This window comes from Agrobacterium sp. A3-95, assembly GCF_053521785.1.
Genome location: NZ_JBNWDR010000003.1, coordinates 532,451 through 555,122, shown reverse-complemented (window position 1 = coordinate 555,122; position 22,672 = coordinate 532,451). Strand labels below are relative to the sequence as shown.

The following is a 22,672-nucleotide window of genomic DNA, read 5'->3' as shown; positions in this document are numbered from 1 at the left end:
CGCCGCGGCACCCTTCCATTGCATATTCCGCCGTCCCCAACTCCCGAAAGGATATTCAGATGGCCATTGCAAGAGGTTATGCTGCGACCGATGCGTCGAAGCCGCTTACCCCGTTCACCTTCGAACGCCGCGAGCCTAACGATGACGACGTTGTCATCGATATCAAATATGCCGGCATCTGCCACTCGGACATCCACACCGTCCGCAACGAATGGAAGAATGCCGTCTTCCCGATCGTTCCCGGCCATGAGATTGCCGGTGTCGTGAAGGCCGTCGGCTCCAAGGTCACGAAATTCAAGGTCGGCGATCATGTCGGCGTTGGCTGTTTCGTCGATTCCTGCGTCGGCTGCGCCACCCGCGACCTCGACAACGAACACTACATGCCCGGCCTCGTCCAGACCTATAACGATGTTGATCCAAATACGAAGACAGCCACCCATGGCGGTTATTCCGACTCGATCGTCGTCAAGGAAGGTTATGTCCTGTCGATCCCGGACAACCTGCCGCTCGACGCTTCCGCGCCGCTTCTATGCGCAGGCATCACGCTCTACTCGCCGCTGCGCCGCTGGAACGCCGGTCCCGGTCAGAAGGTCGCAATCGTCGGCATGGGTGGTCTTGGCCACATGGGCGTCAAGCTCGGCGCTGCCATGGGCGCGGATGTCACAGTTCTTTCCCAGACCCTGTCGAAGAAGGAAGACGGACTGAAGCTCGGCGCGAAGGAATATTACGCCACCAGCGACGCCTCGACCTTCGAAAAGCTGGCCGGCACCTTCGACCTGATCATCTGCACGGCAGGTGTCGCAATCGACTGGAACGCCTATCTCGGCCTCCTGAAGCCCAAGGGCAGCATGGTCGTGGTCGGTGCACCGGAACATGCGATCCCGGTCCACGCCTTCTCGCTCATCATCGGTGCGAAGAGCCTCTCCGGCTCAATGATCGGCTCGATCAAGGAAACCCAGGAAATGCTGGATTTCTGCGGCGAGCATGACATCGTCTCGGAGATCGAAACGATCAACATCCAGGATGTCAACGAAGCCTATGAGCGCGTGCTGAAGAGCGACGTTCGCTACCGCTTCGTCATCGACATGGCATCGCTCGACGCTTGAGCCCTGGATTGGCACAAGCTCGCCACATCCGCACTCCGTCACCCCGCACTTAATACGGCGTGACGGAGGAATGGTTTGGCGCACTGACCATAAACGCAAGCGCGGGAAGCCAATGCTTCCCGCGCTTTCCTTTACCCGCCCTGCCCTCAGGCCTCGTCCTTCAACGTCTCTTTCTGGGTGATCAGCCGCGCGCTGTGCTGGCCGCTGAGGTAAATCCACAGCCAGCTCCACGCCACGGCCAGCCGCGAGCGCGTTCCGATCAGGAAATAGATATGGGCAAGCCCCCAGATCCACCATGCAAGCACGCCCTTGAGCTTGAACTTGCCGAAATCGATCACCGCCGCGCGTTTGCCGATGGTCGCCAGATTACCCTGATGGCTGTAGCGGAACGGCGCGGGCTCCGGCTCTCCGGATAGCTGCGCCTTGATGACCTTTGCCACATGGGCGCCCTGCTGCTTGGCTGCAGGCGCAATGCCCGGCACCGGTTTGCCGTTTTCCTGATTGACGGCGGCCGTATCGCCGATGACGAAAATATTGGGGTCGTCTTCCAGATTGAGATGCGGCCCGACGATAGCGCGTCCCGCCCTGTCGGCAGCAGCATTCAGCCACTTTGCAGCGGGAGACGCCTGCACGCCAGCGGCCCAGACCACCGTGCGGCACGGATAAAAGGTCTCACCCACCGTCACGCCCTCATCGGTGCAGGCCGTCACCGGTGTGCCGAGCAGAACCTCGACGCCGAGCTTTTCAAGCGCCTGCTTTGCATAGGCGGAAAGATCGTCCGTGAAAACCGGCAGAACGCGCGGACCTGCCTCGACAAGCAGCACGCGGCTCTTTCTGGTATCCACATTGCGGAATTCCGGCGGCAGCGCCTTGTGGGCAAGCTCGGCGATCATGCCCGCCATTTCCACGCCCGTCGGGCCTGCCCCGATGATGACGAAGGTCAGTTGCGCCTGCCGTTCCTCTTCGCTGCTGGCAAGTTCCGCACGCTCGAAAGCCAGAAGCAGGCGGCGGCGGATCGTCGTTGCATCCTCGAGCGTCTTGAGGCCGGGAGCGGCACGCTCCCATTCGTCACGGCCGAAATAGGCATGACGGGCGCCGGTGGCCAGCACCAGCGTATCGAAGCCGATGACCTGACCGGAACTCAGATGCACGGTGCGGGCGTCACGGTCTACGCCGTTCACTTCCGCAAGCAGCGTCGTCACTTCCTTGCGGTCGCGGTAAAGATGGCGGATCGGCCAGGCGATTTCGGATGTCGCAAGAGCCGTCGTCGCAACCTGATAAAGCAATGGCTGAAATAGATGATGGTTGCGGCGGTCAATCAATGTGATGCGGACAGGGGCCCCCTCCAGCCCGTGTACCATTTGTAAGCCGCCGAAGCCTCCACCCACGACGACAACGTGATGTTCTTGCATGTGTCTCTGCCTTTAAAAGCTCGCGCACGGAGCATGCGCAAGCAGATTATAGGCAAAAAAATTGACTTTGGTTATGAAATAGCCTGACCGCAGGCGCGACAAAAACGCCGGACTGTTTCAGCCATGCCATATTCCAGCGCATCCGCCGTCAACCCGTGACCGATGGAGACCTCTGCAAGATAAGGTATGCGTTTCATAAGCTTGGGCAGGTTTGCTACAATCAGGTCGTGCCCGGCATTGACGGCAAGCCCGAGCGCTGCGGCGTAGTCCGCCGTCTGTCCGAGTTTTTCCAGAAGCGCGTCACCCTTTTGCGGATCGTCAAAACAGCCGCCATAGGGACCGGTATAGAGCTCGATGCGGGTAGCACCCGTCTCAGCCGCCAGCTCCACCGCTTCGCGCTCGCCGTCACCATCGGCAAAAAGCGAAACCCGCATACCGCCAGCCTTCAGGCGCCCAACGGCTTCTCTCAGGAAAACCGCGTGCTTGCGGAAATCCCAGCCATGGTCTGATGTCGCCTGCGACGGATCGTCGGGCACCAGCGTCACCTGCTCAGGCTGGGTCTGTTCGCACAGAACTAGAAAATCCTCCGTCGGATAACCTTCGATGTTGAATTCCGCACTTGGGAAACTGTCATCGATGAGCGCACGCAGCACCGGCAGGTCCGAAAAGCGGATATGGCGCTGGTCCGGTCGAGGGTGTACAGTCAGCCCGCTAGCACCCGCAGCGAGTGCAATATGCCCGAAATGCGCGACATCCGGCCATGGGAGATCGCGACGGTTGCGCAGCATGGCAATTGCGTTCAGATTGACGGAAAGTTTTGCGGGCATGACAGTCGAGGCTCCGGTTCGGAATTGACATCCTGTTTCACGCAGGTTGACGCCGACCGCAAGGAGGCCGATAAAATTTTTTAAGGATACGGGAACGAAAGCAGGCAATACAGGTTACGGTTCTCATGCAGCATCGGCAAAATGTCTTGATCAGAAGACAGGTCTGCGGTGGGGAACAAGTAACGAATGCCATAAAAAGCAGGCACACTGTCAAAACGCGCGAAGGGGGAAACGATGCAGAATGGCAGGATGCCGTTTGAACACGGCGACGAGGACAAACCCAATCTAAGGATCAGCAGCTTTTTACCGGATATAAGCCTGCCCTCCTCCCTGCCCGCCGAACCGGTTCCCATCGCCGACATGGCCAACATTTTCGGCGTAACGCACCGGACCCTGCATTTTTACGAAGAAAAGGCGCTGCTGACCTCGAAACGCATCGGCCAGATGCGGGTTTATTCCCACCGCAACGTGCAACGCATGGCGGTGATAAATGTCTGTCGCGAAGTCGGCATTTCCGTCGCAGCCATTACAGACATCATGGAAAAACTTGCACGCTCTCTCTCGCAGGAAGAAGCGGACGAGATATTCCACTCCGCGCTGCGGCAGCGAAAAAGAGAACTGACCGCGGAACGCTCCACGCTTCAGCGCCAGGCCCAGCAGATCGAGGAACTGCTCGCCACCGATAACGATACTGATGGCCTCGACGCGGCTGAGCGGGGACCGGGCAAGGATATCGCGCTGACAGACAACGAGCGAAAATGCCTGGAATTGATGGCGGAGGGGTACGCCCCGGTAAGGCTCGCGCGCGCTCTCGGCCTTTCAGGTAACGACCTCAACGAACTGGAGGCGAAGATCATCGGCAAGTTCAGTGCAAGCAACCGCTTTCAGGCGGTCGCCAAAGCGGTTCTGCTGGGCGTCATCCGCGCCTGACAGAACATTTCCACGAATACTGCACAGCGGTTTTCCGTCCGGACAATGCGCAGACAAAAGAAATGGAGCATTGAAGGTGTCCCGCTATTCACCGGAAATGCTCTATCTCAGCGAACGATTGTGAGTGTTTCTGCGGCGCGGGTGATGGCGGTGTAAAGCCACCGCTCGCGCGAATCGCGGAAGGCATAGCTCTCGTCAAAGAGAACCACATTGTTCCACTGCGAACCCTGCGCCTTGTGCACGGTCAGCGCATAGCCGAAATCGAACTCGTCATAACGCTTGCGGGTGGTCCACGGAATTTCCGTTTCCACATCCTCGAAAGCCGCCTTCAGCAATTTGATCTTGGCCGCGCCCCGATCCATATCGTCGTCTTCAGGCCGGATCATCAGGTTGATGCCGGGTTTCACCGTCTCGCGCGACGAACTCATGACCTGCCAGAGAGAGCCGTTCAGCAGGCCCTTGGCCGGATCGTTCCTCAAGCAAACCAGCTTGTCGCCGGATTGCGGATAATCGGCCGTAAATCCCTTCAGCTCGCGAAGCCGCTGGTTATAACGGCGTCGCGTGCGATTTGTGCCGACGAGCACCTGATCGGCATCGAGCACGAGCGACTGTGTCACCTCGGACTTGGAAATCACCTGCGCGGCACCGTAATCGCCACGCATGATCTCGCGGCCTTCCCGCACATCCATGGCAAGGTGGATGATGGGATTGTCCTTGGCCTGCCGATGAATTTCGGAGAGCAGGTAATCAGGCTCCTGCTCCGTGAAGAAGCCACCGCCTGAAACTGGCGGCAACTGCCCGGGATCGCCGAGCACGAGAATCGGCGTGCCGAAGCTCATGAGATCCTTGCCGAGCTGCTCATCCACCATCGAACATTCATCGATGATGATGAGTGCCGCCTTGGCGAGCGGGCTCTGGCGGTTGATGGAAAACATCGGTGCGACCGAGGTCTTGCCGGTTTCCTCGTCTTCCACGGTCTCTTCGCCGCGCGGGCGGTAGATCAGCGAATGGATGGTGCGGGCATTGGTCGCCCCGCGCGAGCGCAGCACCTGCGCCGCCTTGCCGGTGAAGGCCGCAAACAGCACTTCGCCATCGACATTTTCCGCGAAATGTTTGGCAAGCGTCGTCTTGCCGGTTCCGGCATAACCGAACAACCGAAAAACCGGCGTCCGGCCTTCCTTCAGCCAGCGGGAAACAGCCTTGAGCGCTTCGTCCTGTTGCGGTGAAAATAACATGCGCCCTCATCGCAGGATTCGAGCACCGTGCGCAACAGAAAAAGAACGAAAGATGAATCACACCATCAGAATGCGGCAATAAAACACGGCTGGTTTTTAAACCATGGCGGGTATCATGCCGCGCATGAAGATATTGATTCTGGGCGCAACGGGTTTCATCGGTTCCGAAGTGATCCGCAGCCTTCACGGCAAAGGTCACACCGTTACTGGGCTGGCTCGCACCATTGCGCGCGCGAAAGATAAATGGCCTTTCGCCAGCTGGGTTCCGGCCGATCTCTCGCGTATGACCAGCGCTGCCGACTGGGCGGCACTCGTTAGCGACCATGACGCCATTGTCAATTGCGCAGGTGCGCTTCAGGACGGCCTGTCGGATGATCTTGCCGCGACGCAGGAAAAAGCGATGCTGGCGCTCTACCGGGCAGCGGTAAATGCGGGCGGCAAGCTTGTGATCCAGATATCGGCCCGCACTTCCGGAGCCGCTTCCCAACTGCCCTTCCTCGCAACCAAACGCCGCGCCGATGTGGCACTTGCCGCAAGCGGTCTGCGCTTTGTCATTCTCCGCCCCGCACTGGTTGTCGGCCGCAACGCCCATGGCGGCACATCACTCGTGCGCGCGCTTGCAAGCTTCCCCTTCGCTGTGCCGCTCGTAAACGGCAAGATGCCTGTACAGACCGTCGCAGTCGAAGATGTCGCGTTGGCAGTCAGCGCGGCAATAGATGGCGAAATCCCGTCAGGTAGCGATATCGAGCTGGCAGCAAACGAAACGATGACATTGCAAGGCGTGGTCGCTGCGCACCGGCAATGGCTCGGCCTCACCCCTGCTCCCGCGCTAAATCTTCCGGCTGCCTTCATGCGCCCTGTCGCCCTCACGGCGGATATTGCGGGAAAGCTCGGCTGGCGGTCGCCGTTGCGCTCAACCGCCATGACGGTGATGTCGGAAGGTATCGTGACGGAGAACAGCCCGCCAAAAGCGACGACGTCGCTCAAGAGCTTGAGGGACACGCTGGCAGCTCACCCTTCCGGCGTGCAGGACCTGTGGTTTGCCAGATCATATCTGCTCAAACCCGTCCTCATTCTCTGCCTGTCGCTGTTCTGGTTATTGTCCGGCCTCGTACCGCTGCTTGATATCGACAGCTCGGCGGCGCATTTCCTGCCCTTCATGCCGCAAGTGCCAGCCGTCGCCCTCACACTCGCCACCTGCCTCATCGATATCGCCCTGGGCGTCACCGTCCTGATAAGACCACTTGCCAGAAAAGCACTCGTCGCCATGCTCCTGGTCACCGCCGCCTATCTGACTGGTGGCAGTCTGCTGGAGCCGGGTCTGTGGCTCGATCCGCTCGGCCCCCTCGTCAAGGTCCTGCCCTCCATCGCCCTGACACTTGTCGCCCTTGCCACATTGGATGAACGCTGATGACACCTGAAGACCTTCTGCGGCTCGCCCATGTCATCGGCGCAACCGTGCTGTTCGGCACCGGGGCTGGCATAGCGTTTTTCATGGTGATGGCGCGGCGGACGGCAAACCCGGCGCTGATCGCCCATGTTTCGGGCACGGTCGTCATCGCCGACACCATCTTCACCGCCACGGCGGCGATCATCCAGCCGGTCACCGGTTATTTTCTGGCGCGCATCATCGGCTGGCCGCTGAGCGAAGGCTGGATCGCCCTTTCGCTCTGCCTTTATGTCTTCACCGGCATTTTCTGGCTGCCGGTGGTGTGGATCCAGATCAAGCTACGCGATATCGCCCGCGATTGTGTCGCTGCGGACGAGGCCCTGCCGCCGCAATGGTTCCGTCTCTACCGCATCTGGTTTGCCTGCGGTTTTCCGGCTTTCTTCGCGGTTCTCGGCATCATCTGGCTGATGCTGACCAAGCCGGATATTGCCCTGTTCGGTTGATGCGCCTCAATTGATCGCCTGTCTTTCGACAAGCTGCGCCAGTTGTTCGGCAACCGTGTTCCAGCCGTCGAAAAAGCCCATCTCCGCGTGCTTGTCGCGATCCCCAGGATTTCTGTGCATGGCATAGGCCACATATTCCATTCCTTCAGGATGATCGCGAAAACTCATCACCGCGGTGAGGAATGGGCGCGCGGACGGGCGAAAGCCTGAAGTCAGCGCATCGGTGAAGACCAGACGCTCCTCATGATCCACCGCCAGGAAACATCCGCTTATGTGATCGCCAAATGCCTTCCCGTCTTCGCTGTAGCGGGTCTCGAAAGCGCCGCCGGGGAAAAGCTCCATTTTCTCGACACGGCATTGGCCGGGATGCGGCACCCACCACTGTTCGAGGCTGTTTTTGTCGACCCAGGCGTTCCAGACCAGCTGGCGCGGCGCCCTGATGATCCTTGAAATCTTCAGATCGAGATCGGGATTGAAAGTGTCGGTCATTTGTCATTCTCCCCTTTATCGGAGGTTCTGTCCTGCTGCGCCATGACGAACTGTTCAAGCCGGTCCGTCCGGCCTTCCCAGATGGCATGCTGTTGCGAAAGCCAGCCCTCGATCATCGAAAGCCGTTGTTTCTCCAGCGAGCAGAACCGCACCCGGCCCTGCTTGCGCGTCACGATCAACCCCGCTCCTTCCAGCTGGCGGATGTGTTTCATGAACGACGGCAGGGCCATGGCGAAAGGTTCGGAAAGCGTGCCGACGCTCGCATCCCCGCTGCCCAACCGCAAAAGCACGGCCCGTCGTGTCGGATCGGCAAGGGACTGGAAGATATCGTCAAGTGGGGCTGAATAGTTATCCATAAGACTAACTATCACGGCGAAACACTTAGCTCAACGGATAAGTTTAAAAATCGCACCGGCGGAGGGAATAAAGCAGTGACCTGCGGTGTCTTTTGATGTGCTGGCGGCAGAAGCCGCCCGAACCAAGGAGGATATGTCCATGAAAATCCGCTTTATCGTTCCCGCCCTCGTTTTGGCATTTGCCGGAACGGCCTATGCGGCACCCGCGGTCGAAACGGTCAAGACCGCCAAAGGCAATGTGCTCGCGGGCGAAAAAGGCATGACGCTCTACACTTTCAAGAACGACAAGAAGGGCGTATCCAATTGTTATGACAAGTGCGCCACCAACTGGCCGCCGTTCTTCGCGGCTACTGGCGACAAGGCCGAAGGCGCCTATTCTCTCGTGACGCGCAAGGACGGCAAGATGCAGTGGGCAAAGGACGGCATGCCGCTCTACTACTGGGCCAAGGACATGAAAAAAGGCGATGCAACCGGCGACGGTATGAACGGTGTATGGGATGCCGCAAAACCATGATGGCATGAATGGCAATACGCGGGGGAGCCTCTCCCCCGCAGCCGGCTCCTTCGAGGCGGAGATGCTGGCGCTGATACCCATGCTGCGGCGTTATTCTCGCAGCCTTTCCCGCTCCGACGCCGATGGCGAGGACCTATTGCAGGACTGCGTGGAAAAGGCGCTGACCAACAAGAGGCAATGGCACGGAACGGCTTTGAAATCATGGGCTTACGCGATAATGACGAATCTTTATCGCAACCGCCACCGCGCCGCGAAACGTCACCCGTCCGAAAGTCTCGACGGCCATGAAAGCCTGGCCGTTGCCGACACACTCGGCGACACGCTGGAAAACGATAGGCTGCACGTCGCGCTCGGGCTGCTGTCGCCAGAGATGCGGGCGGTGCTGATGCTGGTGACGGTGGAAGGCTACAGCTATCAGGAGGCAGCCGAGACATTGTCGATCCCCGTGGGTACCGTCATGTCCAGACTTTCCCGCGCCCGCGAAACCCTGCGCCAGCACCTGGCGGCGGACAATATCATTCCCCTGCGGAGACCACGATGAAAAGGCCCGATGCCATTACCGAAGACGATCTGCACGCGTATGTCGATGGGCTTTTGTCCGAAGACGACCGCGCGGCTGTCGAGGCCTGGCTGACCGAAAGGCCGCAGGAGCGGGAGCGTGTGGAAGACTGGAAAAAACAGGCTGAAACCCTGCGAGCCGCATTCGCCGCCTATGCCGCCGAACATCCGCACGACACCGCGATGCTTGCCGAAAGAAAACAGGCGCCCGCGTGGCGGCTGAAACCGGTTCTTCTGCGAACGGCAGCTGTGTTGCTGATCTTCGCGGCGGGTGCGGCAGCCGGCAGGCTTGTGCCGTCGCCGCTCGCCACGCCGCAGGACGTGGTTCTGGCGTCGTTGACGACTGACATTCCCGCGCAGGCGAAATCGGCCTATCTCATCTATGCAAGCGAGGTGCGCCACCCCGTTGAAGTTGGAGCCGAACAGCAGCAGCACCTTGCAAAATGGCTCGGCAAAAGGCTCGGTTATCCCTTCGCCATCCCCGATCTTTCCAAGATCGGATATGATCTCGTCGGCGGGCGCCTGATCCCCGTCAGCGGCAAGCCAGGGGCGATGCTGATGTATCAGGACAAGACCGGCCGCCGGGTAACGGTGCTGGTCGGCCACAACGAGGAAAACCGCACCACCAGCTTCCGCATGGCGAGCGCCGATGGCGTCGAGACTTTTTATTGGATCGACAACGAACTGGGCTATGCGGTTTCTGCCGAACTGACGCGCGCCGAGGTGCAGAAGATCGCCGAGGAATGTTACCGCCAGTTCCCTGCGTAGAATAACCTATACCCCCACCCCACATCCATGCGACTGGCACAGGGATGAAGGGAGAACCCCTATTTCAACATCGGCCAGAGGCTGACGACGAGAAGGACGGCCATGGTGATGTTGAACCATTTGAGCCGTACGGGAACGGAAAGCCAGTCGCGCAGGGCCGAGCCGAAGCCCGCCCAGGTCGAAACGCTGGGAAGATTGACGGCGGCGAAAACCACACCGACAATCAAAACGGTGACGAGATATTGCCCCTCATCCGTATAGGTCGCCATCGCCGTCACGGCCATTACCCAAGCCTTGGGGTTGACCCACTGAAAGGCTGCGGCGGCAAGAAAGCTCATCGGCACTGATGCAGCAGCACCCTCGTTCAGGCTGCGGGACGTGCCGATCTTCCACGCGATCCAGACGAGATAAAGTCCGCCCGCGAATTTCAGCACGGTGTAGAGCAAGGGCACGGAGTGCAGCAGCGCGCCAAGCCCAAATCCGACGCCGATCAGCAATGACAGGAACCCTGCCCCGATGCCCAGCATATGCGGGATCGTGCGGCGGAAACCGAAATTCACGCCGGAGGCAAAAAGCATCATATTGTTCGGGCCGGGCGTAATGGAGGTTGTGAAGGCAAACAGCACCAGCGCAACGAGGGTTTCGACAGTCATGATCTCTCCTGTGAAAAGACCCTATCCGCCGAACCACCATCAAACCAGTCCGATCAACCGATAGGCGTAGTCAAATTTTTTGATGGATCGATCCTTTCCATGCCGGGTTTGAGAAGTCGGAACAAAGGGCTATTCTCCGTCAACAACCGCTGGAGCGAACCGATGTATGACGACATTCCTTCCGTCACCCTGCCATCCGGAAAAGAGATACCAGCCCTTGGCCTCGGCACCTGGAACATGGGCGAGATGAGATCATCGGCTCCTCAGGAAGTCGAGAGCATTCGCAAGGCGATCGATCTCGGCATGACGCTGATCGACACGGCCGAAATGTATGCAGACGGCCGATCCGAAGAGGTGGTGGGCACGGCGATTGCCGGCCGGCGCGACGAGGTGTTTCTGGTCAGCAAGGTCTATCCCTGGAACGCCAGCGCCCGAGGCACGATTGAGGCCTGCGAGCGCAGCCTCGCAAGGCTCGGCACCGACCGGCTCGATCTCTATCTGCTGCATTGGCGTGGTGATCACCCGCTGGAAGAAACGGTGGCCGCTTTCGAAAAGCTGAAAAAAGCCGGCAAGATCGGCGACTGGGGCGTCTCGAATTTCGACACCGACGACATGGAGGAGCTTTTCGCTGTTCCCGACGGTAAGAATTGCGCCGCCAATCAGGTGCTCTACAATCTCTCCCGGCGTGGACCGGAATTTTCGCTTCTGCCCTGGTGTCAGTGGCACAGCGTGCCGCTGATGGCCTATTCGCCAATCGAACAGGGGCGCATCCTCAACAACCACGAACTCATCCGCATCGCCAAGGCCTATCAGGCTACGCCTGCGCAAGTGGCACTGGCCTTTCTTCTGGAAAGAGAAGGCGTCATCGCCATTCCAAAATCCGCCAGCGCCGCACGGGTGGAGGAGAACCGAGGTGCCACCGATCTCGAAATCACCGATGAGGACTGGGCCGCACTGGATGCCGCCTTCCCACCACCGACACGCAAGACGGCGCTGGAAATGCTGTGATTTAACAAAGCATTAAAATGTTTTTCGGAATCACGCACTCAAGCAATTGAATCGAAGTGTGAGCCCTGCGAACTGATGCTTTGGGCTGCACCATTTCAATTCAATAACGGCGCAGCGAACCGCGCCGTCAGTCTCCCAGACATGCTGCACCCAGTTACGGTATGCGGCGCTCATATTCCTCTTTCAGCCCCAGCCAGCTATCCCAGAAAGGCCCCGGCTCCTTTTCCTGAAGACGGGCGGCGAGAATGTCGAGATGCGCATGCCAGCCGGCGCTGACATTGAGCTTGGTCGTGCGATCCGCAAGCCGGCGGTGAACCAGTGTCAGAAGCACATCCTTGCCCAGAGCCTGAAGCTCGATCGACACCTCTGCGCTCTCACCCCAGGTGAAGACGAGGCGATGCGGCGCAACGACGGTGATGATGCGTGAGGTCATCCTGTTCTCTTCGGAAAAACCTTCCGGGCGGCTGCCCGGCGGGTCGGAAAGCTCGTCGTTGCGCCAGACGAGTTCAAATGGTGCGTCGGGCGCAAGCCGCATCTCGCCGGACGCCAGCCACCGGCGGCGAAGTTCGCTCTGTGTCAGATAGGCCCAGACCCGCTCGATTGGTCCCGGCAGGAGCCGTTCTATTTTCAGGGTTGTCGGCTCGACGAGCCGGCCATAGGCGTCAGGCATTGCAATATCAGCCATTGTCATTTCCTCCATCTGCAGGGGATTTTCCCTGATCATCCTCCCTGAGCATCTGCTCAAGAATATCGAGGCGGCTGTTCCAGAACTGCCGGTAGAAATCCAGCCATTCATGCGCCTCTGCCAACCGTTCCGGCGCAAGGCGGCAGACATGGGTACGCCCCCTCACCTCACGGCGAATAAGCCCGGCGTTTTCCAGCGCCTTGATGTGCTTGGATGCCGCAGCCAGCGATATGTCGAACGGCTCGGCCAGCTGGCTCACCGTTCGCTCGCCACGGGATAGATCGCGCAGCATCGTGCGCCGCGTCGCATCGCCAAGGGCATGAAAGACAGTGTCGAGATGTGGAACAGATAATTCAACCATGTTGTTGAATATAGGCCGCCAGACTAGAAAGTCAACCATATGGTTGAATATCAATTCACCGGAGCGCAGCCCATAAAAAAAACCCGCGGCGAACCGCGGGCTTGGTATTACAAGGATATTCGAAAGGCGGAGGATCACATCCCCTGCGAACCGCGGTTCATCGCTGCGATACCCGTGCGGCAGATCTCGATCAGGCCGAGCGGTTTGATGATGGCCACGAACTGGTCGATCTTGGACGACTTGCCGGTGATTTCGAAGATGAAATGCTCGACTGTCGCGTCCACCACCTTGGCCTGAAACGCATCCGCAAGACGGAGCGTCTCGGCGCGGGCTTCACCCGAACCGGCGACCTTGATCAGCGCTACTTCACGCTCGATCGGCCGTTCCTGCCCGAGTTCGCGGGCGCGAACGGTGAGATCGAGCACCCGGTGCACAGGAACGATGCGTTCCAGCTGCGCCTTGATCTGCTCCAGCACGATCGGCGTGCCGCGCGTTACGATCGTGATGCGCGACAGATGCGCCTCATGCTCGGTTTCCGAAACCGTCAGGCTTTCGATGTTGTAACCCCGGCCGGAAAACAGGCCGATGACCCGGGCGAGAACGCCCGGCTCGTTGCTGACGAGAACCGACAGCGTGTGATTTTCGACGGCAGCCGTTTCCTTCTGGATGAAATAGGCGGAGCCGGTGGGTTGTAGGTGTGCGTTCATGTCCTTTTCCTCTCCCGGCTCAGACTAGCTGACGGCCCTTGGCATCGATGGCGTTGGCAACAGCTTCATCCGTCGCCTCGTCCGGCAACAGCATCTCGTTATGGGCTTTACCAGATGGGATCATCGGGAAGCAATTGGCGAGATTGGCAACGCGGCAATCGAAGATGACCGGCCTGTTGACCGCAATCATCTCGGCGATCTTGTCGTCCAGTTCCTTCGGATCGTCGCAATACATGCCAACCGCGCCATAGGCTTCCGCCAGTTTGACGAAGTCAGGCATGGCTTCGGTATAGGAGTTGGACAGGCGGTTGCCGTGCAGCAACTGCTGCCACTGCCGCACCATGCCCATATACTGGTTGTTGAGGATCAAAATCTTCACCGGCAGACCGTACTGGATGGCGCAGGACATTTCCTGAATGCACATCTGGATCGAGGCATCACCGGCAATGTCGATAACCAGCGCTTCCGGATGCGCGACCTGCACGCCGATAGCTGCCGGCAGGCCGTATCCCATGGTACCGAGACCGCCCGAAGTCATCCAGTGGTTCGGCTCCTCGAAGCCGAAGAACTGCGCCGCCCACATCTGATGCTGGCCAACTTCGGTGGTGATGAAGGTCTCGCGCCCCTTCGATGCCTCGTAAAGACGCTGCAATGCATATTGCGGCATGATGACATCGTTGGAATTCTTGTAGGCAAAGGAGTTGCGGGCGCGCCAGCGCTCGATCTGCAGCCACCAGTCCGCGGTCTGCGCTTTTTCCGGCTTCTTCGGCAAAGCGCGCCACAGGCGAACCATATCTTCCAGAACATGGCTGACGTCGCCAATGATCGGAACGTCGACGCGCACGGTCTTGTTGATCGAGGACGGATCGATATCGACGTGAATCTTCTTGGAATTCGGCGAAAACGCATTCAGGCGTCCGGTAATACGGTCGTCGAAACGTGCGCCGATGCAGACCAGCACGTCGCAATCATGCATTGTCATATTGGCTTCGTATGAACCGTGCATGCCCAGCATGCCGAGCCAGTTCTTGCCGGAAGCCGGATAGGCGCCGAGACCCATCAGCGTCGAGGTGATCGGGAAACCGGTCAGCTCTACCAGTTCACGCAGCAGCCGTGTCGCTTCCGGGCCGGAGTTGATGACACCGCCACCGGTGTAGAAAACCGGCTTCTTTGCCTTAGACATCAATTCGATGGCCGCGTGAATGGCATTAAGATCGCCCTGAACCTTCGGCTTGTAGCTCTTCTGCTGAATGGCGGCGGAAGGCGGCGTATAGGTGCCGGTGGCGAACTGGATGTCCTTCGGAATATCGACGACGACGGGGCCGGGACGACCAGTCTGTGCGATGCGGAAGGCCTCATGGATGATGCCCGCCAGTTCGTTGACGTCCTTTACCAGCCAGTTGTGCTTGGTGCAGGGGCGCGTAATGCCGACGGTATCGCATTCCTGAAATGCGTCGGAGCCGATCAGCGATGTCGGAACCTGGCCGGAGAGGCAAACGAGCGGAATGGAATCCATCAGCGCATCCTGCAGCGGGGTGACCGCATTGGTGGCGCCGGGGCCGGAGGTAACGAGCATGACACCGACCTTGCCGGTGGAGCGGGCATAACCTTCGGCAGCATGGCCGGCACCCTGCTCGTGACGTACGAGAATATGCTGAATGTCTTCCTGCTGGAAAATCTCGTCGTAGATCGGAAGCACGGCACCACCAGGATAACCGAAGATGTGCTCGACGCCGTTGTCCTTCAGCGCCTTCAGAACAATCTCCGCACCTGTCATGCTATTGCTGTTTTCCGTATTATCCTTATCCGTCATTGCCTGTTTCCATCCCGCTTTGGCTTTGGATATCGAGGAGCCCGAGGGCCTGTTTGAAGACATAAAAAAAGGCCCCTAGAGGAGCCTCGTTCAGCGCATGGGTGCTTTCGCCGGATGGTTACACCATCCTGCCCATGCGCCGTCCCACCACGATAAGTACGTTAAGATTTTTCATGGGCCGGAGTGTTAGCCAGAAAAGCGCCAGTCGTCAACGCATATTGCGGAAAAAATCGGCGTCGGCTTCTTTTATTACCCGCAAGGCGCCATGGACGAAATTTTCGAACGCAACAGATACACAGGTTGTTAAATATAATCTTTTACAATCAAAAATGCAGATAATGCCCGAACCACCGCGATCATCCGCATGTACCGGGATAAGACGTGAATAGTGACGAGTTTCATAGAGCGTCCCGCATGGACGAAAACGAACGGCGATCCGGCCAGCAGCCGGCTAACCGCATGCTCGGCCGCGTCATCGCCTGTGATGGCGCCCATGCGACAATCGCCGCAGAAACTGAAATCGGTTCAACCGATGTCGCGCAGCTCTGGTCCGTCGGACGCCTGATCTCGATCGAAATGGGAACGAGCCGTGTCGCCGCACTGGTATATGCCATGCGCACGGGCGAAGAACACTGGTCGTCGGACAAGCCGAACAGGCTGCTGATCGACGTGGAACTCGTTGGCGAAGTATACCGCACCGAAGATGGCAGCGAACGTTTTTCCACCGGCATTTCCCGTTACCCCTACCTGGGCGCGGTCGCGCATCGCATCCGCACGGGAGACCTTTCCAAGATCTATGACAGCGGCAAGCGAGACACATGCGTCATTGGCAAGCTGACGCAGGACGACACGATTGGCGCGGCCATCAACATCCAGCAGATGCTGGCGAAACATTTCGCCGTCGTCGGCTCGACGGGCGTGGGCAAAACCACCGCCGTCTCCCTTCTTCTGAACAAGGCGATCGAGACGGACCCGAAGCTGCGTGTCCTCATTCTCGATCCGCACAATGAATTTGCGGCCGCCTTTCCCGATCATTCTGTCGTCATCGACACCGACACGCTCGACCTTCCCTTCTGGCTGATGCGCCTTGAAGAATTCGCGGAAGTGATTTTCCGCGGACGCAAGCCCGTACCGGAAGAGATGGACGTCCTTCGCGACATCATTCCGGAAGCGAAAAAGGCATTTCGCGGCACAGATGGCTCCGCCGTTCGCCGCACGTCCGACAAGAGCGCGATCACGCCCGACACGCCGGTGCCTTACCGCATGGCCGATATTCTCGCCCTCATCGACGAGCGCATCGGGCGGCTGGAAGGGCGCGGCGAAAAGCCGACTCTGCGATCCCTCAAGGGCCGCATCCTCTCGGCCATCAACGATACGCGCTATAACTTCATGTTCTCCAGCAATACGATCAGCGACACCATTCTGGAAACGGTGGCGCATATCTTCCGTATTCCAGGAGAAGGCAAGCCGATTTCGGTTTTCCAGCTGTCCGGCATCCCCTCGGAAGTGGTGAACTCGGTCGTCTCCGTCCTTTGCCGTATGTCCTTCGAACTCGCGGTGCTGGCGCGCGGCTCGCTTCATATGCTTGTCGTCTGCGAAGAAGCGCACCGTTATGTTCCCGCCGACCCTGAGCGCGGATTTTTCCCGACCCGGCAGGCGATCGCGCAGATCGCCAAGGAAGGCCGCAAATACGGTATTTCGCTTGGCGTCATCAGCCAGCGTCCGAGTGAGCTGGACCAGACCATCCTGTCGCAGTGCTCGACCGTTTTTGCCATGCGGCTGACGAACGAGATCGACCAGAAGATCATTCTGTCCGCCGTACCGAACGCCTCAACCTCGACCACCAGTTTCCTCTCGTCCATCGGCAATGGCGAGGCAATCGCCTTTGGCGAGGCGGTGGGCGTACCGATGCGCATGCGCTTCGACCGCGTCTCCACGGCAAAATTGCCGAAGGCGAACGGCGCAGTCAGCCATACGCCCCACGAAACGCCCGATACGGTGGATCTAAACACCATCGTCAGCCGCATGCGCGCGGTAGCCAAGCCCGTCATCACCGGCTTCCAGCAAAGCGTCGAAGCGGCCTTCTCCGATATGCAGGAACCGATGTCCGCTCCCAGAGAGGCGGACGACGTCGATCGCTGGAAACGCGAACTGGGGACGGCGGCGACAGAGGGATACGAACCTTACCGCCCCGACATGCTGCCCGGACGCACAACCCTCGCGCCACAGTCGCCCGCAACGGCAACGGATACCAGCGCTGTCAACGAATTGCGCAAAGTCGGCTTCCAGATGCAGGCACAGAGTGGCCCGCCTCCATCAGAGACACGCCCTTCGCTGCGGGAGAGCCTGATGAAAAAGCCGCTAGGCAGCCTTTACCGCAAGGACTGAGCGCGGCCCTTACGGCTGGATACGTGCCCAGTCCGGCCCCATCTGGTTGCGGAACCAGGTCATCTGCCGCTTGGCATATTGGCGGGTCGCGGCCGCCGATTTTTCGATGACCTCTACCTCACTCATACCGCCAGCCAGCATATCGGCGATCTGGGAAACGCCGATCGCCTTCATCGCTGTGGCGTCAGGCGCAAGTTTCAGGGCGAGAAGAGCCTTCACCTCTTCCACAGCACCACTCTCCATCATGGTTTCGAACCGCCGATTGATGCGGTCGTGCAGCACGGGCCGTTCCGGCAGGACCACGAATTTCTCCGCTCGGTCCGGATCAACTATCATCGGACCACTGGCTTTTTGGAACTCCATGATCGACTTTCCGGTCGCCTCCATGACCTCCAGCGCCCGGACGATCCGCTGGCCGTCCCCCGGCTGAAGCCCCTGTGCCATCAAGGGATCGCACCGCGACAGTTCCGCGTGCAGGACCGTTGACCCCTCTTCGATCAGCCGGGCGCGCAGCCTCTCGCGTATGTCGTCAGGAATGGCTGGCATATCGGACAAGCCGCCCGTCAGTGCCTTGAAATAAAGCCCCGTACCGCCAACGATGACCGGAAAACGCTGCTGCCTGCGCAAATCCCCAAGCAGGGCGGAAATGTCCCGCAGCCATTCACCCGTTGAATAGGAACTGCTTGCCGGCACATGGCCGTATAGCAGATGTGGCACGCCTGCCATTTCTTCCTCGGATGGCCGAGCGGTCAGCACCCGCAGCGTGTCATAAACCTGCATGCTGTCGGCATTGATCACGACACCGTTCCGCTCCCGCGCCATACGAAGCGCAAGCGCGGACTTGCCGCTTGCCGTCGGGCCGGTTATCAGGATCGCATCAAAATTCTCATCAAGGTTTTTCATCATGGCTTTCGTTGCCACGCTTATCGCCAATCCGTCAAATCCTGTTCTGACACCGGCCCTCGGCGAAGCGGCCGCCAATGCCGTAAACGCATCCGGTCTCTACTGGCTGGCCGATGGCATCGCCTGCGATATTGCCCTGCCCTCTGGCACCGATGCCGAACAGGCACGTGACGCGATTGCCGACGTGCTTTCGGGCCAGCCGATCGATATCGTCGTTCAGGAACAGGACAAGCGCCGCAAGAAGCTTCTGATCGCCGATATGGATTCGACCATGATCGGTCAGGAATGCATCGACGAGCTGGCCGCCGAAGTGGGATTGAAGGACAAGGTTTCCACGATTACCGCTCGCGCCATGAATGGCGAAATCGCTTTTGAGCCGGCGCTCCGCGAGCGCGTGGCGCTGCTGAAGGGCCTGCCAGTCTCCGTCATCGATGACGTTATCGAAAAGCGCATCACGCTGACATCAGGCGGCAAGGAGCTGATCGCCACCATGAAGGCGAAAGGCTACTATACCGCCCTCGTTTCTGGCGGTTTCACGGTCTTCACCGGCCGGGTGGCGGCGATGCTGGGGTTTGACGAGAACCGCGCCAATCTTCTCGGCGAGGCCGATGGCCAGTTGGATGGCACCGTTGCCGAACCGATCCTCGGCAAACAGGCCAAGGTGGATGCGCTGAACGATATCGCCGCAAAGCTCGGCATCTCGCCGGACGAGGCAATGGCGGTCGGCGATGGCGCCAACGATCTCGGCATGCTGCATCTGGCCGGCGCGGGCGTTGCCCTGCACGCCAAGCCCGCCGTCGCCGCCGAGGCGCAGATGCGCATCGACCATGGCGACCTGACCGCACTCCTTTATATTCAGGGTTACCGCAAGACGGATTTTGTCGTTCCATGATCATCCGCGAAACATCAAGGCTCATTCTGCGCGAGTGGAAGGAGAGCGACCGCAATCTGTTCCGCGAAATCAACGCCGACGAAAAGGTCATGGAATTTTTTCCCTTCCGCCGCAGCCATGCGGAAGCGGATGCGGTTCTCGAAACCATCAATGGCATGATCCGCGGCAGCGGTTACGGCTTCTACGCCATGGAACTGCGCGAAACCGGCGAGGTTATGGGATTTTGCGGCATATCGCCGGTCATGAACCTCGATCCGCCCTTCCCGCTCGGAACCATGGAAATCGGCTGGCGGCTCGCCACCCGTTTCTGGGGTCACGGCTATGTCACCGAGGCCGCGCAATCGCTGCTCGTCATGGCTTTTGACGAAAAGGAAACGCCGGAAATCGTCTCCTTTGCCGTCCATGACAACCAGCGTTCGACGCGGGTGATGGAACGTATCGGCCTCAAGCGTGACCCGTCACGAGACTTCGACCACCCGCGCGTCCCGGAAGACACCCATCCGCATCTGCGCCCGCATGTGACCTATGCGCTGACGCTCGCGGAGTGGCGGGAACGACGAGCGCAGTAGCGCCCTCGTCCGCCAGTTCGGCAATTACTTCACCGCCGCATTTCCGCCGTCGGCAAACAGGGCCGATCCGGCAACAAAGCTCGACATCGGGCTGGAGAGAAAAAGGGCGGCCTGCGCCAGTTCCTCCGGTTCCGCAATGCGCTTCATCGCATGCAGCCCCGCAGCCCACTCCTTCTGGGCCGCATCTCCCGCCATCGGCGTATCGACTCCGCCGGGAAGCAGTGCATTGGCGCGAATTCCCTTGAAGGCGTAGTCGGCAGTAATGCCCTTCACCAGCCCCATCAGCGCCGCCTTGGCGGTGCCATAGGCTGCCATGCCGGGTATGCCGGCGCTGGTGCCGACGAAGCTGGAGATGAAGACGACCGAACCGCCTCCCCGCTTCAACATCGCAGGGATCTGGCTGCGCACGCCGAGAAATGCGGAAGTGAGGTTGGCGGTGATCACGTGATCCCATTCCTCTACCGAAATCTCCGCAAGCGGTTTTGTTGCGCCAACGGCACCGGCATTGTTGACGGCGATATCGAGACCGCCAAAGACGGTCATGGCCGCATCCGTCAGACGGGCATGGGTTTCCGCAACTGTGACGTCACCCGCCACGGGGTGAACGCGACCGCCGGCCTGGCGAATGGCGGAAGCCACGTCCTCGAGTGCCTCGGCACCACGCGCGTTGATAATGACGGCCGCGCCCTGTTCGGCAAACAGCCTTGCCGTCGCCCGGCCGATGCCGGATGACGCGCCAGTTATGATCGCAACCTTGTTTTCCAATAATTTCATATCCTTGGCCTCCTTTGGCGGAGACCGAGGAATAGAGAGCAAGCCGAACCACAGCCGCCCGATTCCTGCCGAACCGGGCGAAAGAAGCTTTACTCCAGCGGCAGCGCCACGACGCGTAGATTGCCCTGTGCATCGGCAACCATCATATGCGCATTCTTGCGACCCTCGGATTTCAGGCCGTTGACACGCACAAGCACGTCGCCCGGAACCTCCATGAAGTCCTGTCCAACCTCGACGATGACATCACCCGCCTTCATGCCCTTCTGTTCGGCCGGCGAACCCTGATCGACGCTGGCAACAAGCACGCCTTCGACGCTTTCGGCAATGCCCTTCTCCGTCCGCAACTCGTTGCTCAGCACTACGAGGTTCATGCCGAGCACACGCTGCGGCGCTTCGCGCACCTCCGGCGTCTGGTCCTGCGCCTGATCGTCGGAACCGCCCTTGTCATCAGGCACGACCATGCCACCGTCACCGTCCTCGGCCTGCGGATCGTCGGTTGCGGCCTTTTCATCGGGCGCATCCTGCAACTGGCCAAGCTTTACCTTGACGGTCTCTTCCTTGCCGTCACGGAAGACCACGACATCGACTTCCTTGCCGACCGGGCTTTCCGCCACGATCCTCAAGAGGTCACGCATCTCGTGAATATCCTTGCCGTCGAATTTCAGCACAATATCACCGGCCTGGATCGGGCCGTTTTCCACCGGGCCACCCTTGGCCACGCCGGAAATCAAGGCACCCTTTGCCGCTTCCATGCCAAGGCTTGCGGCCACGTCGTCGGTAACCGGCTGGACGCGCACGCCGAGCCAGCCACGGCGGGTTTCGCCGAATTGGATGAGCTGCTCGACGATATTCTGGGCGAGTTCCGTCGGAACCGCGAAACCGATGCCAATCGAACCCCCGCTCGGCGAAATGATCGCCGTATTGATGCCGATCACCTCACCCTTCATGTTGAAGAGCGGACCGCCGGAATTACCCTTGTTGATTGCAGCATCCGTCTGGATGAAGTTGTCATAGGGACCGGCATTGATGTTGCGCCCGCGCGCGGAAACGACGCCGACGGTCAGCGATCCGCCGAGGCCGAAGGGATTGCCAACGGCCATGACCCAGTCACCGATGCGCATGCTGCGCGAATCGCCGAACTTGACTGCCTTCAGCGGAGCCTTCGGCTCTACCTTCAAAACGGAAAGATCGGTCTTGGTATCAGTGCCGACCAGCGTTGCCTTCAGCTTCGAACCATTCGGGAAAATCACCTCGATGGCGTCTGCGCCCTCAATGACGTGATTGTTGGTGACGATGTAGCCAGCCGGATCGATAACGAAGCCGGATCCCAGCGAACTGACCTTGTCGCCGCCTTCCGGTTTCTGGTTGTCGAAATAATCCTTGAAGAACTCCTGGAAAGGCGAACCTTCCGGCAGTTTCGGCGGCACAGGCCCTTTGCCTTCGGTCTTGACGTTCTGCGACGTCGAAATATTCACCACCGCATCAAGAAGCGGCGCGGCAAGATCAGCGACCGATGCCGGCCCATGGCTCTGCGCCCATGCCGCAACCGGTGCCGAAAGGCTACCCGCCACAAGTGCGAAGCCCGCGACTGCGGCAATGCTGCTGCGAAAAGGCGAAAGAAGGGTCACGGCCATAAGCGTCCTCGCGTTTCAAATCGTCATTCCCTGCATATATCGTCAAAGCATAAGGCGGAATGATGAAGTGTAAAAATACCTTTTCGTGAACAGCAACGGCTGCCTTGCTCACTGCCTACAGCATCGGCGCGAAAACGGATATCCCTTTCCGGGCGCGAGACAACAGGATTTTGTCCCCTTTCCGTTTTGCTGCCACC

General features: G+C 59.5%; 24 protein-coding genes. 11 read left to right on the top strand and 13 right to left on the bottom strand.

The annotated features are described in order from the left end of the window. The first annotated feature begins 59 nt into the window (after positions 1-59). The gene (locus ACQZ5Y_RS12055; protein WP_003513067.1) at positions 60-1,106 is read left to right on the top strand and encodes an NAD(P)-dependent alcohol dehydrogenase; all 1,047 of its coding nucleotides are present in this window, start codon (positions 60-62) and stop codon (positions 1,104-1,106) included. Positions 1,107-1,252: 146 nt separating this feature from the next. Here ACQZ5Y_RS12055 and ACQZ5Y_RS12050 read toward each other — a convergent pair whose 3' ends face one another. Further along, positions 1,253-2,518, bottom strand: a complete 1,266-nt coding sequence (locus tag ACQZ5Y_RS12050) for an NAD(P)/FAD-dependent oxidoreductase (RefSeq protein WP_174049722.1) — start codon at positions 2,516-2,518, stop codon at positions 1,253-1,255. A gap of 71 nt (positions 2,519-2,589) precedes the next feature. Continuing rightward, positions 2,590-3,345, bottom strand: a complete 756-nt coding sequence (locus ACQZ5Y_RS12045) for a pyridoxine 5'-phosphate synthase (RefSeq protein WP_038491513.1) — start codon at positions 3,343-3,345, stop codon at positions 2,590-2,592. Positions 3,346-3,579: 234 nt separating this feature from the next. Between ACQZ5Y_RS12045 and ACQZ5Y_RS12040 the strand changes: the two genes are divergently transcribed. Then, complete coding sequence (locus ACQZ5Y_RS12040) at positions 3,580-4,275, top strand: MerR family transcriptional regulator (RefSeq protein WP_003513073.1); 696 nt, start codon at positions 3,580-3,582, stop codon at positions 4,273-4,275. Positions 4,276-4,382: 107 nt separating this feature from the next. On the opposite strand, the gene ACQZ5Y_RS12035 is transcribed toward ACQZ5Y_RS12040, so the two are convergent. Next, positions 4,383-5,510 (bottom strand): ATP-dependent DNA helicase, encoded by a 1,128-nt coding sequence (locus tag ACQZ5Y_RS12035; protein WP_003513075.1) that lies wholly within the window; start codon positions 5,508-5,510, stop codon positions 4,383-4,385. Positions 5,511-5,634: 124 nt separating this feature from the next. On the opposite strand from ACQZ5Y_RS12035, the gene ACQZ5Y_RS12030 reads away from it, so the two are divergent. Both ACQZ5Y_RS12030 and ACQZ5Y_RS12025 read left to right on the top strand, forming a co-directional pair. Beyond that, positions 5,635-6,921, top strand: coding sequence for an SDR family oxidoreductase (locus ACQZ5Y_RS12030; RefSeq protein WP_174049724.1), 1,287 nt, complete (start codon positions 5,635-5,637; stop codon positions 6,919-6,921). Next, positions 6,921-7,403, top strand: coding sequence for a DUF2269 family protein (locus tag ACQZ5Y_RS12025; RefSeq protein WP_003513079.1), 483 nt, complete (start codon positions 6,921-6,923; stop codon positions 7,401-7,403). Before ACQZ5Y_RS12030 ends, ACQZ5Y_RS12025 begins: the two co-directional genes overlap by 1 nt. A gap of 6 nt (positions 7,404-7,409) precedes the next feature. On the opposite strand, the gene ACQZ5Y_RS12020 is transcribed toward ACQZ5Y_RS12025, so the two are convergent. Further along, positions 7,410-7,892 carry an SRPBCC family protein gene (locus ACQZ5Y_RS12020; protein ID WP_013636465.1) on the bottom strand — a complete coding sequence of 161 codons (483 nt, stop codon included), beginning with the start codon at positions 7,890-7,892 and terminating at the stop codon, positions 7,410-7,412. Beyond that, the gene (locus ACQZ5Y_RS12015; RefSeq protein ID WP_174049726.1) at positions 7,889-8,248 is read right to left on the bottom strand and encodes an ArsR/SmtB family transcription factor; all 360 of its coding nucleotides are present in this window, start codon (positions 8,246-8,248) and stop codon (positions 7,889-7,891) included. Before ACQZ5Y_RS12015 ends, ACQZ5Y_RS12020 begins: the two co-directional genes overlap by 4 nt. Before the next feature lie 133 nt (positions 8,249-8,381). Between ACQZ5Y_RS12015 and ACQZ5Y_RS12010 the strand changes: the two genes are divergently transcribed. The 3 genes from ACQZ5Y_RS12010 to ACQZ5Y_RS12000 are packed head-to-tail and all read left to right on the top strand — an operon-like array spanning position 8,382 to position 10,088. Then, complete coding sequence (locus ACQZ5Y_RS12010) at positions 8,382-8,762, top strand: COG4315 family predicted lipoprotein (protein ID WP_075807749.1); 381 nt, start codon at positions 8,382-8,384, stop codon at positions 8,760-8,762. Continuing rightward, the gene (locus ACQZ5Y_RS12005) at positions 8,746-9,303 is read left to right on the top strand and encodes an RNA polymerase sigma factor (protein WP_013636468.1); all 558 of its coding nucleotides are present in this window, start codon (positions 8,746-8,748) and stop codon (positions 9,301-9,303) included. Before ACQZ5Y_RS12010 ends, ACQZ5Y_RS12005 begins: the two co-directional genes overlap by 17 nt. Beyond that, positions 9,300-10,088 carry an anti-sigma factor family protein gene (locus tag ACQZ5Y_RS12000; protein ID WP_174049728.1) on the top strand — a complete coding sequence of 263 codons (789 nt, stop codon included), beginning with the start codon at positions 9,300-9,302 and terminating at the stop codon, positions 10,086-10,088. Before ACQZ5Y_RS12005 ends, ACQZ5Y_RS12000 begins: the two co-directional genes overlap by 4 nt. Positions 10,089-10,147: 59 nt before the next feature. On the opposite strand, the gene ACQZ5Y_RS11995 is transcribed toward ACQZ5Y_RS12000, so the two are convergent. After that, positions 10,148-10,741: a LysE family translocator gene (locus ACQZ5Y_RS11995; protein WP_065659219.1), complete on the bottom strand. Its 594-nt coding sequence runs from the start codon at positions 10,739-10,741 to the stop codon at positions 10,148-10,150. Between the two features lie 162 nt (positions 10,742-10,903). Here ACQZ5Y_RS11995 and ACQZ5Y_RS11990 point away from each other — a divergent pair, with 162 nt between their 5' ends. Beyond that, positions 10,904-11,749, top strand: coding sequence for an aldo/keto reductase (locus ACQZ5Y_RS11990; protein WP_174049730.1), 846 nt, complete (start codon positions 10,904-10,906; stop codon positions 11,747-11,749). 154 nt (positions 11,750-11,903) lie between these two features. Here ACQZ5Y_RS11990 and ACQZ5Y_RS11985 read toward each other — a convergent pair whose 3' ends face one another. The 4 genes from ACQZ5Y_RS11985 to ACQZ5Y_RS11970 form a co-directional block, all read right to left on the bottom strand. Continuing rightward, the gene (locus ACQZ5Y_RS11985; RefSeq protein ID WP_003513094.1) at positions 11,904-12,434 is read right to left on the bottom strand and encodes an SRPBCC family protein; all 531 of its coding nucleotides are present in this window, start codon (positions 12,432-12,434) and stop codon (positions 11,904-11,906) included. Next, positions 12,427-12,795, bottom strand: a complete 369-nt coding sequence (locus tag ACQZ5Y_RS11980; RefSeq protein ID WP_003513097.1) for an ArsR/SmtB family transcription factor — start codon at positions 12,793-12,795, stop codon at positions 12,427-12,429. Before ACQZ5Y_RS11980 ends, ACQZ5Y_RS11985 begins: the two co-directional genes overlap by 8 nt. 134 nt (positions 12,796-12,929) lie before the next feature. Then, the gene (gene ilvN, locus ACQZ5Y_RS11975) at positions 12,930-13,502 is read right to left on the bottom strand and encodes an acetolactate synthase small subunit (RefSeq protein WP_003513099.1); all 573 of its coding nucleotides are present in this window, start codon (positions 13,500-13,502) and stop codon (positions 12,930-12,932) included. A gap of 19 nt (positions 13,503-13,521) precedes the next feature. Beyond that, the gene (locus ACQZ5Y_RS11970) at positions 13,522-15,315 is read right to left on the bottom strand and encodes an acetolactate synthase 3 large subunit (protein ID WP_174049732.1); all 1,794 of its coding nucleotides are present in this window, start codon (positions 15,313-15,315) and stop codon (positions 13,522-13,524) included. A gap of 381 nt (positions 15,316-15,696) precedes the next feature. Here ACQZ5Y_RS11970 and ACQZ5Y_RS11965 point away from each other — a divergent pair, with 381 nt between their 5' ends. Next, complete coding sequence (locus tag ACQZ5Y_RS11965) at positions 15,697-17,703, top strand: ATP-binding protein (RefSeq protein WP_080580898.1); 2,007 nt, start codon at positions 15,697-15,699, stop codon at positions 17,701-17,703. A gap of 9 nt (positions 17,704-17,712) precedes the next feature. On the opposite strand, the gene miaA is transcribed toward ACQZ5Y_RS11965, so the two are convergent. Then, complete coding sequence (gene miaA, locus ACQZ5Y_RS11960; protein ID WP_174049734.1) at positions 17,713-18,609, bottom strand: tRNA (adenosine(37)-N6)-dimethylallyltransferase MiaA; 897 nt, start codon at positions 18,607-18,609, stop codon at positions 17,713-17,715. Here miaA and serB point away from each other — a divergent pair. Further along, positions 18,608-19,498 (top strand): phosphoserine phosphatase SerB, encoded by an 891-nt coding sequence (gene serB / locus ACQZ5Y_RS11955; RefSeq protein ID WP_003513107.1) that lies wholly within the window; start codon positions 18,608-18,610, stop codon positions 19,496-19,498. The two genes, miaA and serB, sit on opposite strands and share 2 nt — an antisense overlap. Next, positions 19,495-20,067 (top strand): GNAT family N-acetyltransferase, encoded by a 573-nt coding sequence (locus tag ACQZ5Y_RS11950; protein ID WP_003513109.1) that lies wholly within the window; start codon positions 19,495-19,497, stop codon positions 20,065-20,067. The genes serB and ACQZ5Y_RS11950 overlap by 4 nt, the downstream gene beginning before the upstream one ends. 24 nt (positions 20,068-20,091) lie before the next feature. On the opposite strand, the gene ACQZ5Y_RS11945 is transcribed toward ACQZ5Y_RS11950, so the two are convergent. After that, positions 20,092-20,841 (bottom strand): SDR family oxidoreductase, encoded by a 750-nt coding sequence (locus ACQZ5Y_RS11945; protein WP_174049736.1) that lies wholly within the window; start codon positions 20,839-20,841, stop codon positions 20,092-20,094. A gap of 89 nt (positions 20,842-20,930) precedes the next feature. Beyond that, a complete protein-coding gene (locus tag ACQZ5Y_RS11940) occupies positions 20,931-22,475 on the bottom strand; it encodes a Do family serine endopeptidase (RefSeq protein ID WP_003513113.1) in 1,545 nt (514 codons plus the stop codon). Positions 22,476-22,672 lie beyond the last annotated feature (197 nt).